Below are 15,921 nucleotides of genomic sequence, written 5' to 3'. Positions count from 1 at the left end.
AACAAGTACTTTTACAACGCATATTATCAGTGTAAATTTGATATATTTTTTTAGCTATTAACGTTGATAAACCACACACGTGACTATATACTAAAGATACAGATGACAATTTATTTTAAATTGTCATTCACTGTGAACGTCTTTATATATGATTATGGAACTGTTGGGTTATATACCCAAAAGCGATAAGCCTCCTGAAGCTTATCGCTTTTTTTGATGCTGAATCGCACGATATCTCGACACTAACCACCAACTCTTCGTGCGATTGATACCTTATCGCACGATATCTCATATCAATATAAAAAGCTGATGAACACAGTTCACTTGTGTTCATCAGCTTTCATTTTATATATCTTCTACTATTATATATGTTGCTTTTACTGGACCATGCACACCTACTACTAATTCCATTTCTATATCTGCTGAGTTAGATGGACCAGAAATTAAATTAATACATGATGGGAATCGTTCTTCAGAATCCATCATCTTATTCATTTCTTGGGCTGCTTGTGTATATCTTGGCACGATTGTTGATTTTGGAATAATCGCTATATAATGTGTCGGTAATAAACTCACGCTTCTACCTTTTCCTTTTCCAGCGTATAAAACGACTGTCCCACTTTCTGCTAATGTCGTATCACTAAAAGTTATACCTATATTCGCTCTTTCTGCAATGATTCTATTTTCTTCTCCCTTACTTTCGTCCCAAATATAAGTATTATGACGTTCTAAGTTAATTTTATTTTCTTCAAATCGTGAATCATTCCATGCGATGACTTCACCATTTCCATATTGATCAATAACTTGTGTCAAAGTTTCATCTAATTGTTCACGTTTTGTCTGAACAAACCCTGTATGAATCTTCTTACATTGTTCTTCAAGTAATTCAACGAGTTGAGTTTGATTTAAATCTGTTAACGTCTCATCTTGTGGACGATGTGACCACTCAGGTTTATTGACTTTAATTGGTTTAGGACGACCTAGTTGTTCAGATATATTATTTAAGAACGTTGTTCTATTTTGAATTTTTCCAGCCATTATTTATCGTCCCTTTCTTTTAAGTGATTCTGCATCCAATCTTTAAACCTTTGTTCATCTGGAAGTGGAAAATCTCTAGACTGAGTCCATGAATGAAGTGCAGATGGTCCTTTATGAATGGATTCATCGTCGCTAAATGGTTTCATCATTGGTCGCGCTAATTTCATACTATATTTAAATAGCGTTGGTTTTGTAGCGCCAAATCCAAAACCTTTCATTAACATACGTTCTGACTTTGGTGTTGATTTTTGTTGTTCCGCTTCGACTTGTCTATGTTTTAATAATAAGTCATGTAACGGGATTTTAACTGGACATGCTTCCGTACATGCCGCACATAAAGACGACGCATATGGTAGTTGACCATAATCTTCATATCCACCTAATAATGGTGACAAGACTGCCCCAACTGGTCCTGGATAAATTGATCCATAACTATGACCACCTGAATGTCTATAAACTGGACATACATTGACACACGCCGCACATCTAATACATTGTAGGATTGATTGGAATTGTGTGCCTAATATTTTTGAACGTCCATTATCTATAATGACAAGATGAAATTCTTCCGGCCCATCAATTTCACCAATGCCTCTTGGTCCTGTTAAAGTTGTTACATAACTTGTTAACTTCTGTCCTACTGCACTTCTCGTTAACATACCAACAAGTACTTCTAACTCTTCATGTGTTGGCACGATTCGTTCCATACCCATAACTGTAATTTGAGTCTTAGGTAACGTCGTAACCATGCGCGCATTACCTTCATTTGTCACTAATGTGAAACTTCCACTTTCTGCTACAGCAAAGTTACACCCAGTAATGCCAACATCTGCAGTTAAGAAATCCTGTCTTAATTTCTTTCTTACAAATGAAGTCATTTCATCTGGATCTTCTGTACCTTCATATCCAAGTTTTTCATGTAATGTTTCTTTTATTTGCATTCGATTTTTATGAAGTGCTGGCGCAACAATGTGTGATGGTGGGTTATGATCATCAATTTGTAAAATATATTCCCCTAAATCTGTTTCGACTACTTCACAGCCAGCTTTCTCCATTGCTTCGTTCAAATTGATTTCTTCTGTTACCATTGATTTTGATTTAGCTACTTTTTTAGCTTCTTTTTTCTTCAATATATCTGTTACATACGCATTTGCCTCTTCAGGTGTGCTCGCAAAATAAACATGTCCACCAAGTTCAGAAACATTATTAGCTAACATATCTAGATAGTAGTCTAAGTTTGAAAGGGTATGCTGTCTAATTTCTTCTGCATGATTTCGCCATTCTTCCCAATTACCTAAATCTTCTTGCGCTTGTAACTTTCGATCTCTTAATCTATCTTGTGCAGAACTCACTGCACCTCTCATAAATGTATCTTTACTTTCAACTTTGAACGCTTCTTTAAATGTTTTATCACCGATACGCATTGCCATATTATTGCACCGCCTTTGCTATTTGATTATTCAATACTTCAGCAATGTGCAATACTTTAACATTTGCACCACGACGTTTTAATCGTCCTTCAATATTCATTAAACAACTTGCGTCTCCACCAATCAGGTATTCAGCACCCGTTGCTAAGATTGAGTCTACTTTTTCATCAACCATTTCTGTAGAAACGTCTCCCATCTTCACTGCAAAAGTCCCACCAAATCCACAACAATTATAGTAATGAGGTAATTCAACCAACTCTAAGCCATCCACTTGTTCTAATAAAGCTTTCGGTTGATCAACAACACCAAGAAGTCTTGTCATGTGACACGAAGGATGTACTGTTGCTATGCCTTTTAAATGTGCACCGACATCCGTTACTTTTAATACATCCACAATAAATTGAGTTAATTCATACGATTTATCACTTAACGCTTTAGCTCTTGCATACCATTCCTTATCATCTTCAAACACATCTGGATAATGTTTAAACATTGTAATACAGCTCCCAGAAGGACTAACGACATATTCTGAATCAGCAAAAGCATTGATCATCAATTTTGCTGCTTTCTTAGCCTCTTCAACATAACCAGAATTGAATGCAGGTTGACCACAACAAACTTGACTAGCTGGATAGTCCACTTCACAGCCCAATCTTTCTAACAGCTCAACTGTTGCAATGCCTACACGTGTGTTTAAAGCTTCTACTAAACATGTAGAAAATAAACTCACCTTCATAATATAACCACCCTTATTATATTTTGCTTTAAAATTTTAATGCCCATAAATTATTTTTAAAGGTTCTATTTTCTTTCAATTAAAGAATTAATACCTCTATTTAATAATTTGACTTAGCAATATTATAGCATAATTTGCTAAGTCATCATATGACCTTGTGTGTAAAAATACTAATAAAAAACACCAATCTAAAATAGTCAGATTGGTGTTTTTACTTACTCTTGATTGTTTATATTACTTAACACGACTTTTTCTACTTCACTTAAATGAAATGCCATTTTGTCTTGTGCTAATGTATCATCTTGTACTTTTATCGCTTCATATATTTCTTTATGTTCGTTGTAGAGTTTCTCTATAGATTTACTTTTCGTATATAAATAAACTCTTCTTGTTTCTTTCATTGTATTTTGCATAATATCTGAAACATTTTCTAATATTTGAATTAATATATCGTTCTTAGATGCTTTTGCGATTGCAAGGTGGAATGCTAAATCTGGTGTCTCCCCTAACTTGCTCTCTTTAATGGCTTCTTCCATATCGCGCAGTGCTTGTTCTATTTCAGATAAATCTTGTTCAGTTCGATTTTTAGCAGCAAGTCTTGCAAGACCTACTTCAACGATATTGCGGACTTCTAATAAGTTTTCAATATCTTTCATATCCCCACAAACTGCATCGACGTTAAATCGTGGTTCTTCTTTTTCAACGATAAATGTACCTTTACCATGTTTAATTTCTACATAACCCATCGCTCTTAATGCATTTAATGATTCACGAATTGTCGCCTGACCTACACCAAAATTCTCAGATAATGCTTTTATTGAAGGTAATCTATCTCCTGTACTTAATCGACCTTCATTAATATCTAAAATGATGACATCAGCAACTTTTTCATATAATTTCTTGTTCGATATCTTCATGTTTATTTCTCCACCTTGTATATTACATTCGTAGAGCAATTATAACATTTATTTTTCATTAAATTGTATAAATCTAGACCTACTTATGAAAACTCTTTTTCGACACTTTTGATTGCTTCTTCAATCGTTGCACCTGTTGAAAGTGAAACACTCGCTAAAAAAGCACCTTCAACGATTGGAGCATCTACTTTGTACAACTGAAGCGTTCCTTCATACAAATCAAGTGCCATTTCTAAATTCATTTCAGAAGAGCCAATATCATAAAAGAGCATCGCATCTTCTTCCATTTCATTAATCACTTCATTGACTGTATCAATACTTGTCCCAATGCCACCTTCATTAGTGCCACCTTTAGCAATAACCGTTACACTCGGAGACATTTGTTCTAATAATGCTTTAACACCTTGAGCAATATCATTACTGTGACTGATAATACCGATTGTAGCCATATTTACACATCCTTACTGATTGCATTTAAGACATACACCATGCTTTGTGCACCTGGATCAATATGTCCGACTGAATCTTTTTTAAAATAAGCCGCTCTACCTTTAGTTGCTTCTAATTCTTTTGTTTCATCAGCAAATTGTTGTAACACTTCATTTGTTAACGGTTGACCTTCTTCTAGATGTTTAGATGCTTTCAATAAAACATCATACATTGTTTTTTCTCCACCTGTTACTTTACCTCGTGTAGCCACAGCATTTTTAAACTCGTCTATAAATGATTTTAGATTATCCGAAGTGATTTCATCTTCATCTACGCCAGCCATTTTAACGAAGCTGAATCCATAAAGTGGGCCAGAAGCACCACCGACTGAACTCATTAATGTCATACCTGTCGATTTCAATACTTCACTGATTGTTGTTCCAGATACTTTTTCATCTACAGCTTTAAATCCTCTTAACATATTAACGCCATGGTCACCGTCGCCAATCACTCTATCTAACTGTGTTAAATTTTGTTCCTCTTGTTCAAATGTATCTTTAAGTGCTTTTAAATTTTGTAATAGTAATTCTGCATTCATATTGCTACCTCCTATTTAAAATATTTACTTTCTGTTGGTGCGTTAAATGCTTTTAAATACTCTTCTTGATAAGGTACTAATGTAATTGAAAATCCTTGCATATCTAATGCTGTCATATAATTGCCAACTATGCATTTCTTAATATCTAGTTTATGATTGATTGCGTAATCATTAAAATATTTTGCGATTACAGCAAGTTCAGAATCAGGTGTTGCTCCCATGCCATTAATCATTACGATTAATTCTTTTTCAGATACTTCTTTCTCTAATTCATTCATTAATCTTTTTATAATGTCATCCACTGGTTCAATATTTTCTTGATAAATACCTCTTTCACCATGGATCCCAATACCTATTTCCATTTTTTCATCGTCTAAATCAAATCCATATTGACCGGTTGTCGGTACTAAACAAGGATAAATTGCCATTCCAATTGTTTTTATACTTTCAATAAAAGCTTCAACTTTTTCTTTAATCTCTGTTAAATTATATCCATTATCCGATAAATATCCCGCGTACTTATGCACAAAAACAGTACCCGCAACACCTCTTCTATCTTGTTCATTATCTATAGAAATATCATCACGAACGATAACTGACTGACATTGAATACCTTCCATTTCAGCCATTTCTTGTGCCATTTCAAAGTTCATAACATCTCCGGCATAATTTTTAATAATAAGTAATACGCCTTCTTCAGTGGCTACATGTTTAATGGCATCTAATATTTTATCAGGTGTTGGTGATGTGAACACTTCGCCACATACAGCTGCATCGAGCATACCTTCCGAAACAAAACCAGCATGTGCAGGTTCATGTCCAGATCCACCACCTGATACAAGTGCGACACCTTTAGATTTAAGATTTTTTCGAACAACGACATTGTCACTAATAATTTCAACAGAGTGGTCCATCACTTTGATACCCTCTAGCATATCTGCAACGAAATTCGTCTTTTCTTTCATTAATTTCTTCATATAAATACCTCCCGTCGAATTCTTCATATTACATCTCCATTATAGAACGATTGCGCAAGTAAGCGTTAACAATAAGGGTAATGGTATTTAATTCAGTTAATATGGAACTCCTTGTTTGCACGTTTACATAGTCTTGCTAATAACGACACTCTTGTTTGCACTTTCACCTTATAATGCTAATATGGCACCTCTTATTTGCACGTTTACTCACTCTTGCTAATATGGCACCTCTTATTTACACGTTTGCTCATTCTTGCTAATAACGGCATTCTTATTTGCACGTTTGCTCATTCTTGCTAATAACGACACCCTTATTTGCACTTTCTCCTCAAAATGCTAATAACGCCACTCTCATTTCCAACAAAAAAAGATTATTAATAGGTTATTTAATCCCATTAATAATCTTTTATCTATTAATTCACCACTCGATACACTCTTGTTTCAAATGGTGCCATTATTTTATTGTCTTGTATCGACTTGTAATTGTGTAACAACAATTCTTGATTTTCAAAGTCTATATCATATGTTATTTCGGCTTCTTCATTTGTTAAGTTGCTCATGACTATGACTTGATCATTATTTAATTTTCTCTTATACGTATATATTTGTTCATGGTTGTGATCTATCAATTCATATACTCCATAATTAAATACGTCATTTTCTTTTTTTAATTTTATCATTTTTTTATAAAAGTTTAACAACGATTCTTCGTCTTCTAATTGTTGTTCAACATTGATGTCTACGTAATTTGGGTTAACATGAAACCACGGTTCGTGATTTGAGAATCCTGCGTGTTTACTACTATTCCACTGCATCATTGTACGTGCATTATCTCTATTCACTTTGCTAAATGTTTCTAACAGTTGAGATGTATCTTCACCATTTTCTGTTCTTAACTTTATTTCATTTTTTACTGAAACATCATTAAATTCATCTAAAGATGTGAATGGGTAGTTTGTCATGCCTATTTCTTGTCCTTGATATATAAATGGTGTTCCTTTTTGCAAGAAATAATTCGTAGCATGACTCGTCGCACTTTCAAACCAATACTGTTGGTCATCACCCCAAGTAGAAACACATCTTGGTTGATCATGGTTTTCTATAAATAGTGCGTTCCATCCTTTACCTTCAAGTTTATCTTGCCACTTAGTTAGGATGTTTTTATATTGAATAACGTCAAAGCCACTATCTTCCGTATTCCATAAACCTAAATGTTCAAACTGAAATATCATATTAAATATACCCTTTTCAAAACCGACCCAGTCTTCAGCATCATCCGGACTTACACCGTTTGCTTCACCGACTGTCATAATGTCATATTTGTTAAAAGTTTCATCACGTAATTCTCTTAAATGTTCCAGAATGCCTGGTCGATTTGTATATCGTTCAAAAGCAGCTTTGAAATTCTGTTCATCATCAGCGTATGTGATATCTCCATCTTCAAAAGATTTCTTAATATGAGTAATCGCATCTACTCGGAAACCGTCTATTCCTTTTTCAAACCACCAATTTATCATGTCATATATTGCTTGTCTGACATCTGAGTTTTCCCAGTTTAAATCTGGTTGTTTTTTACTGAAGATATGTAAATAATAGTCGTCAGTTTCTTCTGTTTGTTCCCATGCTGAACCATTAAATATACTTCCCCAATTATTTGGTTCTTTTCCATTTTGACCTTCTTGCCAAATATACCAATCTCGTTTGTCATTCTCTTTGCTTGATTTAGATTCAATAAACCAAGGATGTTCATCTGATGTGTGATTAATGACTAAATCTAAAATAAGTTTCATACCTTTTTCATGTGTTTCTTTCAATAACAATTCAAAGTCTTCCATTGTTCCAAACTCATTCATAATATCTTGATAGTCACTAATATCATAACCATTGTCATCATTTGGCGACTGAAAAATTGGTGATACCCAAATCACATCAATACCTAAATCTTTTAAATAATCAAGTTTCTCTCTAATCCCATTGATATCCCCAATACCATCATTATTCGAATCATTGAAACTTCTTGGATATACTTGATAACAAACCGCTTCTTTCCACCAAATTCTTTCTTCCATACCTTTATTCACCTCTTATTTTTGTTGATTCTCGTTCTATAATTTCGGTAGGAACGATTGTATTTTTTCTTAAAATATTTGGATTCTCAATAAGTTTGATTAATGCGATGCCCGCTTCTTCTCCTAAATGATCAGGATAAATATTCACAACTGTTTGTGGCGGCGATGCATAAGTATTAATAAAGGAATCGTTAAATGTCGCTGTCATCACTTCATCTGGAATTCTAATATTTAATGCATATAGCGCACTTAATAAATTAATATTAATCATACTATCTGATGTAATAATTGCAGATGGAAATGCATTTCTTTTCTTCATACTTGTGATTATTTCTAATAATTCATCCCTGTCAGGATTTGCATGATATATCTCATAGTTTTGTATATTATTTTTTTCACACGCTTGTTTAAATCCTGAAATTCTATCTAATGCTACGGCATAATCATCCGGTTCCGCAATAAAGGCTAAATGTGCATGCCCTTTATTAATCATATATTCTGTTATTTCAAAGCTTGCATCTATATTATCGTTATCGATATGAATAATATCTCTGTCTTGTAATTGTTTTCCTATCACGACAAAAGGCACGTTATACGTTTTTAAAAGGTGCGCAATTGGATCTTGCTCTTTAGAATAAAGCATAATAAATCCATCGATAGATTTTGATTTAATTAAATTTTCAACTTCTTCAATTAAGTCATCTTGCTCAATGGAAGTCGTCATGATTGTAGAGTATTCTCGTTCTTTACATGCGATTGAAATCCCCATCAACACATCTGTAAAAAATGGATTTTGCGTCATTTCTTTTGAGGACGATTTCAAAATTAATCCTATCGTTTTTGCTTTCTGTGTAACAAGTGTTCTCGCAGCTATGTTAGGTTGATATCCTAACTGCTTCATCACAGCTTTTACTTTTTTTGATGTCTTCTCACTAATGCTCTTATGTCCGCTAATCACTCTTGAAACTGTAGATGGTGCAACGTTGGCTTCTCTTGCCACGTCTTTAATTGTAACCACGAGATCACTCCTTCATTATCCTTTAGTTGCTCCGGCAGTCAGACCAGTTACCAAATATCTTTGTAATAATAAGAACACAATTGAAATTGGGATAGCTATCATCATTGCGCCTGCAGCAAATACTGTAAAGTTGTTACCAAATTGATCATTAATAAAATTGAATAATCCTACTGCTAAAGTATATTTTTCGGGACTTCTTAATAAAATTCTTGGCAGAATAAAGTCCATAAATGGCCCCATAAAATTAAACAAAGCAACAACTGCCAATATCGGCTTCGCTAATGGCAACATTATCGTGAAAAATATTCTCAAATGCCCTGCACCATCTATTTTAGCAGATTCATCTAATTCTTTCGGTATTGTATCGAAATATCCTTTAACTAAAAATGCATTCATTGGTATGGAACCACCGATATAAATTAATGTTAATCCAAATAAAGAATCTAACAATCCAATCGTATTTAACAGAATATATATCGCTACCATTGCCATTAATACCGGAAACATTTGTAAGATTAAGAATGCCATCAACCCGTACTTTCTACCTACAAATCTATAACGAGAAAAAGCATATGCTGTTAAACCTACAAATATAACTGAGAATAATGCATTGGCTGATGCTACAAGCAATGTGTTTTTATACCACGTTAAATAATCACTCGATGGATCAGTTAACAAGTAAATATAATTTTTTAAAGACGCATCTTTTGGAATCATACTCGATCCATATAAATTCGAACCTGAATTGAGTGATAACCCTAAAGTCCATAGTAGTGGATAAATAATGATAATAAACATGACGATTAATATGCCATACATTAATATCGCTTTTAAAATATTTTTATTTTTCTTATTCATTAAATATCCCCCTCGTCTTTAAATGTACTTGTTTTTTTGAATTGAATAAACGCAATAATTGCTATAAATAATCCTATAATTAAAGATATTGTCGCTGCCATATTATAATTTTGCATATCAAATGTTAATCGGTACACCCAAGATATTAAGATATCTGTGCTTCCTGCATTTTGGCCAGAAACAGGTGGACCACCCTTGTTAAATAAATAAATTAAGTTAAAGTTATTAAAGTTACCTGCGTATTGCATAATTAATAATGGTGCAGTCGCAAATAAGATGTGTGGAAAAGTAATGTTTCTAAATTTTTGCCAACTTGATGCACCGTCCATATCTGCCGCTTCGTACCAGTCTGATGAAATACTTTGTAAAACACCTGTGAATAATGCAAATACAAATGGGAATCCAAGCCATACTTGAATTAAAATCAATGCAACCTTTGCCCAGAACGGATCATTTAACCATGCAGGTGCAATGCCTAATAATGGCTGTAATATATCATTATTAATTGAACCAAAATCATCATTGAAAATCGCTGCAAATATTAAAATTGTTACGAACGATGGTACTGCCCACGGTAAAATTAATATCGTTCTGATTAGTTTTTTGAATTTGATTAATGGATGATTCACAATAATTGCTAGTAATAATGCTAATGCAATTTGCAATGTCGTTGCTACTAATGTCCATACAATTGTCCAAGTTAAAACATTAAAAAATGTAGTTTTCCAAATCGGTACAGTCACTAATGATTTAAAATTTTCAAAGCCTACCCATTCTAATAAATGTCTAGGTGGCGCATTATATAAATTGTAATTTGTAAATGCTAAGAAACACATGAATAATAATGGGAATACAACAACAAATATTAATAAAAATATACCTGGTGAAATTAATAAATAAGGAAAGGTCTTATCCCATGTGGCCACCATTCTTCCTTTATTATCTTTAATTTCATGTCCTTTGTTATATTGATCAGCATTACGATATGCATCAATGATATTTACAACATATAGCGTTAATGCAAATGCAATTAATAATAATGATATAATCCCTTGTGCTAATAACACTCTTGAATCATCTAGTTTAGGCACTGTACCTAAAGTAAATAATCCCCAGAATCCAATATTCATAAATTGATAAAACACTGAAATAAAGCTTATAAAGAATATAATAAAGATGCTACCTTTGATATATCGTTTGTTATAAAATTGGCCAATACCTGGAATGATTGAAAGCATGGCCGCTAATTTTGGATTTCTCTTCTTCACTATTACACCTTCTTTTATTTTTTAGAGGCATTCATAATTTCAACTTGCTCATCGATGCCATTTTTAGCTTCATCAAGTGCTGCTTTAGGGTCTTTACCATTGGATATAAATGTTGCTGCATTTCCCATCGGATCCCACACTTGACTCATTTCTGGAATGTTAGGCATTGGTATCGCACTTCTCGCTTGTTTTTCATATGGTTTTAATAATTTATTTTTAGAAGATACATCAGTACGACCCGTGATTTCTTGCATATCATCCGTGTATTGCTGCATATTTTCTTTATTCGTTAAATATAATAATAAATCCTTAGCCCAATACTTCTCTTTACTGTACTCTGAAATAAACCAACCTCTTACGCCTAAGAAAGGTTTCATTTCTTTTCCATTGTCTGTTGGGAATGTTGCTGTGCCAAAGTCATCACCGAGTACTTCTTTAAATTCATTCGTTTGCCATGGGCCAGTGATAAACATCCCTACTTTTCCTTCTTTAAATAATCCAACAATGACATCTTGATTGGCTGATTTCGTAATATATCCTTTGTCATACCACGACTGTAACCTCTCACCATTCTTCACTACGGACGGATCATTAACTGCTACTTTTGTTGTATCGAATCCATCTTTTTGTTCTTTAAAAATATATCCGCCTTGTGAGAATAAGAATGGATAATTGAAATAAAAGTTCTTTGCATCAAACATAAATCCATATTGCTTTTTATCTTTATCAGTAACCTCTGCTGCAATTCTCTCAACGTCATCCATTGATTTTGGTGGTGTCTTTACAAGTTTTTTATTATATACAACAGCTGTTGATTCTACGATGGCCGGTAATGCAAGTTGCTTCCCATCATAATTGAGTGCATCTAATGCTTCTTTCGAATAACCTTTTAATTCTTTATCCGTAAAGTCGATTTCCGCAGCTAACCCTTGTAAATATGCGTCTCCAGCTCTATCGTGTGGCTGGAAAAATAAATCCGGCCCTTTGCCTGATGGGCCATCAAGGGATAAATTATCTACTTGATCATCTTGGGCAGTGTTTTTCAATATCACTTTTATGCCCGTTTTCTTTGTATATTTTTCTGTTACTTTCTTATAAAATGCCATTTGTCTATCACCATCTACCCACATCGTGAGTGATTTTGGTTTGGCTGTTTTTTCATCATCGTTTAATGCTTTATCTATGTCTTCTTGTGTTCGATCCGGTCCACAACTTACAAGTAAGATGGTAACTAGTATGATTGAACACATTTTCATCAATTGCTTCATTTACTCCCCTTCTTTCAATTAATATCATTTTGATTACTGACCAATTTTCTCACCGGTATCTTTATCAAAAAAGTGACATTTATTTAAATCAAGTGCGAGTTCAATGTCATCATTTGGGTTAATAACTGTTCTGGCATCTAACTTTGCACAAAAAGATTCATCATTAAATAGACCATGAATCATAATTTCAGAACCTAATAATTCACTAACAAGTACTTTAGTCTTAAATGTTGCATTTTTATTGGCATTAATAAAAATAGGTTCATCATGAATATCTTCAGGACGGATACCAAACCTAATTGTTTTGCCGTCATATCCATTTTGATTTAATAATCTTGCTTTACTTTCACTTAATTTAATAACTTGGTGACCTATTTTTAGTTCATCTTGATTAACTGTCGCGTCAAAGATATTCATTGAAGGTGATCCTATAAACTGCGCGACAAATTCATTAGCTGGTGAATCATATACTTCTCTAGGTGTTCCAATTTGCATGATATCTCCATCTTTAAGTACTACAATTCGCGAGGCCATCGTTAATGCTTCTGTTTGATCGTGAGTAACATATATTGTTGTCGTTTGTAATCGTTCATGTAATTTCAAAATTTCAGTTCTCATTTGAACTCTTAATTTAGCATCCAAATTAGATAATGGTTCATCCATCAAAAAGACTTTCGCATCTCTTACAATTGCTCGACCTAGTGCAACCCTTTGTCTCTGTCCCCCAGATAAAGCTTTAGGTTTTCTAGGTAAATATTCCGTTAACCCTAAAATTTCCGCAGCATATTGTACACGTTTATCGATTTCCTTCTTGTTCATCTTGCGCAATTTAAGTCCGAAAGCCATATTGTCATACACTGTCATGTGTGGATATAACGCATAATTTTGAAAGACCATCGCAATATTTCTGTCTTTCGGTGCTACATCATTCATTCTGTTATTATCAATAGTAAAATCACCTGACGTAATATCTTCCAACCCTGCAATCATTCTTAAAGTTGTAGACTTCCCACATCCTGATGGTCCAACAAATACGATGAATTCTTTATCTTTGATATGTAAGTTAAAATCTCGAACAACTGTATTCCCCTTATCGTACGTTTTCTTAATGTTTTCTAACTTCAATTCAGTCATATTTTCATCCTCCAAAATTGTAATCGCTTACATTATTACATTTATCTTATGTGTAAAATGTTAAAAAGTCAATATTTTTATGCAAACGATTGCATTAGTTTTTTATAACTATTAACAGTTTTAAATTCAATTAATTTATAAATAAGCGCAAACGATTGTTAAAGGATGTGATTTAACCCCTTGCATTTTTAGTACATAGGGTGTACTATAACTCTTGTATTCAGTACAGGAGGTGTACTATTAATGGAAGAAGAATTAAAGAGAGCTTTTAATTTATTTCAAGAATCTATCGTCAACATTCATAGTGAGGTTGCTAAGATTTTAAATAATTCTGGTGTGGATGAAGTTATTTCTAAGGAACAATATCAAACTTTAAGAATCGTTAAAGACTTCCCTAGATGTACATATAGTTTTATCGCCTCGAAGCAAGGCGTTTTCAAAACGGCCATTTCAAACCGAATTAATAAATTAAGTAAACTCGAACTGATTTCAATTCAACAAGGTGAAGATAAAAGAGAGAAAGCTGTCCTATTAACCGATAAAGGATTTGAACTTGTTAGTAGAACTGAAAATATTATATACGAGACATTTAATCGTAAATTATCATCTCATTTCACGGATCAAGAAATCATAACTTTCGTTAAACAACTTGAAAAAGCAAACAAACTTATAACCGGAAAGGATAATGTCAATCATGTTTGATGATATAAAGAATCTATGGACTCATAAATTCTTATTTGTCTCATTAATCGCTGTTATGCTCATCCCCCTCATTTATAGTTCTGTATTCGTCGGTTCGTTGTGGGACCCATACGGCAAGACAAAAGAATTAAAAATTTCTGTCGTAAATGACGATGCAGGCGGAGAAGTAAATGGTAAGAAAGCAAATATCGGTAATGATCTTGTAGATAAATTAAAAGAAAACGATAAATTTAAATGGGAGTTTGTAAAACAAGACACAGCTGACAAACATCTTGAACATGGTGAATCTTATGCTGTTATTACTATCCCATCTAATACAACAAAGCATGCAGGATCAATGCTTGATAAAAATCCTAAAAAGATCGACTTAAATGTGAAGACGAATCCAGGTTACAGTTATACTGGCTCACAAATTGCTGGTAAAGTATTAACAGCTGTTGAAGATAATTTAAGCGCTTCTGTCAGAGAAAAATATATGTCCGAATCATTTAAAGGTATGAATAAACTTACTAAAGGTTACAAAGATACTTCTAAAGCACTTGGACAAATGTCAGATGCAGAATCACAATTAATCAATGGTAACGGTCAAGTAAACTCTGGATTAGAACAACTTGCACCTATGGCAGGCGCTGAAGGTCAACAACTAGTACAAGGTAGCATGCAAGTGACTCAAGGATTAAATGATCTACAACAAAACAACGATAAATTAAAACAAAGTATTGATAAAGCCATTGATCAATCTAAAGGCAAATACTTTGAAGAGAAAAATATAAAAGCCATTAACAAACCGGTCGTTTCTAATGAAGATGACTTAACTGAAGTTAACAACTATGGTCAAAGTTTTGCACCATATATCCTTTCATTAAGTTTATATGTAGGTGCAGTTGCATTTGCTGCTGTGTACCCTATCGATAAACGTATTGGAGATTCTACTGGATTCAAATGGTGGTTAAGTAAATTTTCAATATTTATGATGCAAGCACTCGGTTCATCATTAGCATTAGCTGTATTATGTTTATACGGATTTGAAATTGACATTGCGAATCCAGGTTACTTCACATTGACGTTAGTACTATGGAGTATCGCAGCTTATATGATTGTTCCGTTCTTAACTGTCGTACTTGGTAACATTGGTAAGTTCTTAGCAATTATCCTATTGATACTTCAATTAGGTTCAAGTGAAGGTACATTCCCAATTCAATTGTCAGGTAAGATATTCCAAGACTTACATCCATTCTCTCCAATGAGTTATGTGATAAAAGCACTAAGAGAAAATATCTTTAACTTCACAAGTGATGTATCTTATGGCCAATCAATGCTGATTATTGGTGGTATTGCTATCGTATTTGCAGCACTTACACTACTTGTATACGTTATAAGATCTAAGTATCCTCACTTACGACGAATCGCAAACGAAAATGACTATTAATAAATATGAAAAGGCTGAGACAAAATTGTCTCAGCCTTTTTTTATGTTTG

The 15,921-nt window shown here is 33.4% G+C and carries 15 protein-coding genes; 2 read left to right on the top strand and 13 right to left on the bottom strand.

The features are described from left to right. Positions 1-345: 345 nt before the first annotated feature. The 13 genes from P3U32_RS03150 to P3U32_RS03090 all read right to left on the bottom strand — a co-directional run bounded on the left by P3U32_RS03150 (position 346) and on the right by P3U32_RS03090 (position 13,740). The gene (locus P3U32_RS03150) at positions 346-1,038 is read right to left on the bottom strand and encodes a LutC/YkgG family protein (protein WP_323704156.1); all 693 of its coding nucleotides are present in this window, start codon (positions 1,036-1,038) and stop codon (positions 346-348) included. Further along, positions 1,038-2,468, bottom strand: coding sequence for a LutB/LldF family L-lactate oxidation iron-sulfur protein (locus P3U32_RS03145; RefSeq protein WP_323704153.1), 1,431 nt, complete (start codon positions 2,466-2,468; stop codon positions 1,038-1,040). The genes P3U32_RS03150 and P3U32_RS03145 overlap by 1 nt, the downstream gene beginning before the upstream one ends. Position 2,469: 1 nt before the next feature. Next, positions 2,470-3,204, bottom strand: a complete 735-nt coding sequence (locus P3U32_RS03140; RefSeq protein WP_323704152.1) for a (Fe-S)-binding protein — start codon at positions 3,202-3,204, stop codon at positions 2,470-2,472. Between the two features lie 215 nt (positions 3,205-3,419). Then, a complete protein-coding gene (locus P3U32_RS03135) occupies positions 3,420-4,121 on the bottom strand; it encodes a FadR/GntR family transcriptional regulator (RefSeq protein WP_323704150.1) in 702 nt (233 codons plus the stop codon). An 83-nt stretch (positions 4,122-4,204) separates the two neighbouring features. Beyond that, positions 4,205-4,570, bottom strand: coding sequence for a dihydroxyacetone kinase phosphoryl donor subunit DhaM (gene dhaM, locus P3U32_RS03130; protein WP_323704148.1), 366 nt, complete (start codon positions 4,568-4,570; stop codon positions 4,205-4,207). 2 nt (positions 4,571-4,572) lie between these two features. Next, positions 4,573-5,148 carry a dihydroxyacetone kinase subunit DhaL gene (dhaL, locus tag P3U32_RS03125; protein ID WP_323704147.1) on the bottom strand — a complete coding sequence of 192 codons (576 nt, stop codon included), beginning with the start codon at positions 5,146-5,148 and terminating at the stop codon, positions 4,573-4,575. A gap of 11 nt (positions 5,149-5,159) precedes the next feature. After that, positions 5,160-6,125, bottom strand: a complete 966-nt coding sequence (gene dhaK / locus P3U32_RS03120; RefSeq protein WP_323704146.1) for a dihydroxyacetone kinase subunit DhaK — start codon at positions 6,123-6,125, stop codon at positions 5,160-5,162. 413 nt (positions 6,126-6,538) lie between these two features. Next, positions 6,539-8,194, bottom strand: coding sequence for an alpha-glucosidase (locus P3U32_RS03115; protein ID WP_323704145.1), 1,656 nt, complete (start codon positions 8,192-8,194; stop codon positions 6,539-6,541). 4 nt (positions 8,195-8,198) lie between these two features. After that, positions 8,199-9,212, bottom strand: a complete 1,014-nt coding sequence (locus P3U32_RS03110; protein WP_323704144.1) for a LacI family DNA-binding transcriptional regulator — start codon at positions 9,210-9,212, stop codon at positions 8,199-8,201. Between the two features lie 15 nt (positions 9,213-9,227). Next, positions 9,228-10,070 carry a sugar ABC transporter permease gene (locus P3U32_RS03105; protein ID WP_323704142.1) on the bottom strand — a complete coding sequence of 281 codons (843 nt, stop codon included), beginning with the start codon at positions 10,068-10,070 and terminating at the stop codon, positions 9,228-9,230. Further along, the gene (locus tag P3U32_RS03100) at positions 10,070-11,338 is read right to left on the bottom strand and encodes a sugar ABC transporter permease (protein WP_323704141.1); all 1,269 of its coding nucleotides are present in this window, start codon (positions 11,336-11,338) and stop codon (positions 10,070-10,072) included. The genes P3U32_RS03105 and P3U32_RS03100 overlap by 1 nt, the downstream gene beginning before the upstream one ends. A 14-nt stretch (positions 11,339-11,352) precedes the next feature. Continuing rightward, the gene (locus P3U32_RS03095; protein WP_323704140.1) at positions 11,353-12,606 is read right to left on the bottom strand and encodes an extracellular solute-binding protein; all 1,254 of its coding nucleotides are present in this window, start codon (positions 12,604-12,606) and stop codon (positions 11,353-11,355) included. A gap of 33 nt (positions 12,607-12,639) precedes the next feature. Next, positions 12,640-13,740 carry an ABC transporter ATP-binding protein gene (locus P3U32_RS03090; RefSeq protein ID WP_323704139.1) on the bottom strand — a complete coding sequence of 367 codons (1,101 nt, stop codon included), beginning with the start codon at positions 13,738-13,740 and terminating at the stop codon, positions 12,640-12,642. Positions 13,741-13,983: 243 nt separating this feature from the next. Here P3U32_RS03090 and P3U32_RS03085 point away from each other — a divergent pair, with 243 nt between their 5' ends. Continuing rightward, complete coding sequence (locus P3U32_RS03085) at positions 13,984-14,442, top strand: MarR family winged helix-turn-helix transcriptional regulator (RefSeq protein ID WP_323704138.1); 459 nt, start codon at positions 13,984-13,986, stop codon at positions 14,440-14,442. Then, positions 14,426-15,871: a YhgE/Pip domain-containing protein gene (locus P3U32_RS03080; protein ID WP_323704137.1), complete on the top strand. Its 1,446-nt coding sequence runs from the start codon at positions 14,426-14,428 to the stop codon at positions 15,869-15,871. Before P3U32_RS03085 ends, P3U32_RS03080 begins: the two co-directional genes overlap by 17 nt. Positions 15,872-15,921 lie beyond the last annotated feature (50 nt).

It is taken from the genome of Mammaliicoccus sp. Dog046, assembly GCF_034039665.1.
Taxonomy (GTDB): domain Bacteria; phylum Bacillota; class Bacilli; order Staphylococcales; family Staphylococcaceae; genus Mammaliicoccus.
The sequence above is the reverse complement of the archived record's forward strand: the minus strand, read 5'-3'. Positions and strand labels throughout refer to the sequence as shown.

Excerpts from the sequence above, each read along its gene's own strand:
- P3U32_RS03145 (WP_323704153.1), bottom strand. The coding sequence starts at position 2,468 with ATGGCAATGCGTATCGGTGATAAAACATTTAAAGAAGCGTTCAAAGTT.
- P3U32_RS03080 (WP_323704137.1), top strand. The coding sequence starts at position 14,426 with ATGTCAATCATGTTTGATGATATAAAGAATCTATGGACTCATAAATTC.
- P3U32_RS03150 (WP_323704156.1), bottom strand. The coding sequence starts at position 1,038 with ATGGCTGGAAAAATTCAAAATAGAACAACGTTCTTAAATAATATATCT.
- dhaK (WP_323704146.1), bottom strand. The coding sequence starts at position 6,125 with ATGAAGAAATTAATGAAAGAAAAGACGAATTTCGTTGCAGATATGCTA.
- P3U32_RS03095 (WP_323704140.1), bottom strand. The coding sequence starts at position 12,606 with ATGAAGCAATTGATGAAAATGTGTTCAATCATACTAGTTACCATCTTA.
- dhaL (WP_323704147.1), bottom strand. The coding sequence starts at position 5,148 with ATGAATGCAGAATTACTATTACAAAATTTAAAAGCACTTAAAGATACA.
- P3U32_RS03115 (WP_323704145.1), bottom strand. The coding sequence starts at position 8,194 with ATGGAAGAAAGAATTTGGTGGAAAGAAGCGGTTTGTTATCAAGTATAT.
- P3U32_RS03140 (WP_323704152.1), bottom strand. The coding sequence starts at position 3,204 with ATGAAGGTGAGTTTATTTTCTACATGTTTAGTAGAAGCTTTAAACACA.
- P3U32_RS03135 (WP_323704150.1), bottom strand. The coding sequence starts at position 4,121 with ATGAAGATATCGAACAAGAAATTATATGAAAAAGTTGCTGATGTCATC.
- dhaM (WP_323704148.1), bottom strand. The coding sequence starts at position 4,570 with ATGGCTACAATCGGTATTATCAGTCACAGTAATGATATTGCTCAAGGT.
- P3U32_RS03105 (WP_323704142.1), bottom strand. The coding sequence starts at position 10,070 with ATGAATAAGAAAAATAAAAATATTTTAAAAGCGATATTAATGTATGGC.
- P3U32_RS03085 (WP_323704138.1), top strand. The coding sequence starts at position 13,984 with ATGGAAGAAGAATTAAAGAGAGCTTTTAATTTATTTCAAGAATCTATC.
- P3U32_RS03090 (WP_323704139.1), bottom strand. The coding sequence starts at position 13,740 with ATGACTGAATTGAAGTTAGAAAACATTAAGAAAACGTACGATAAGGGG.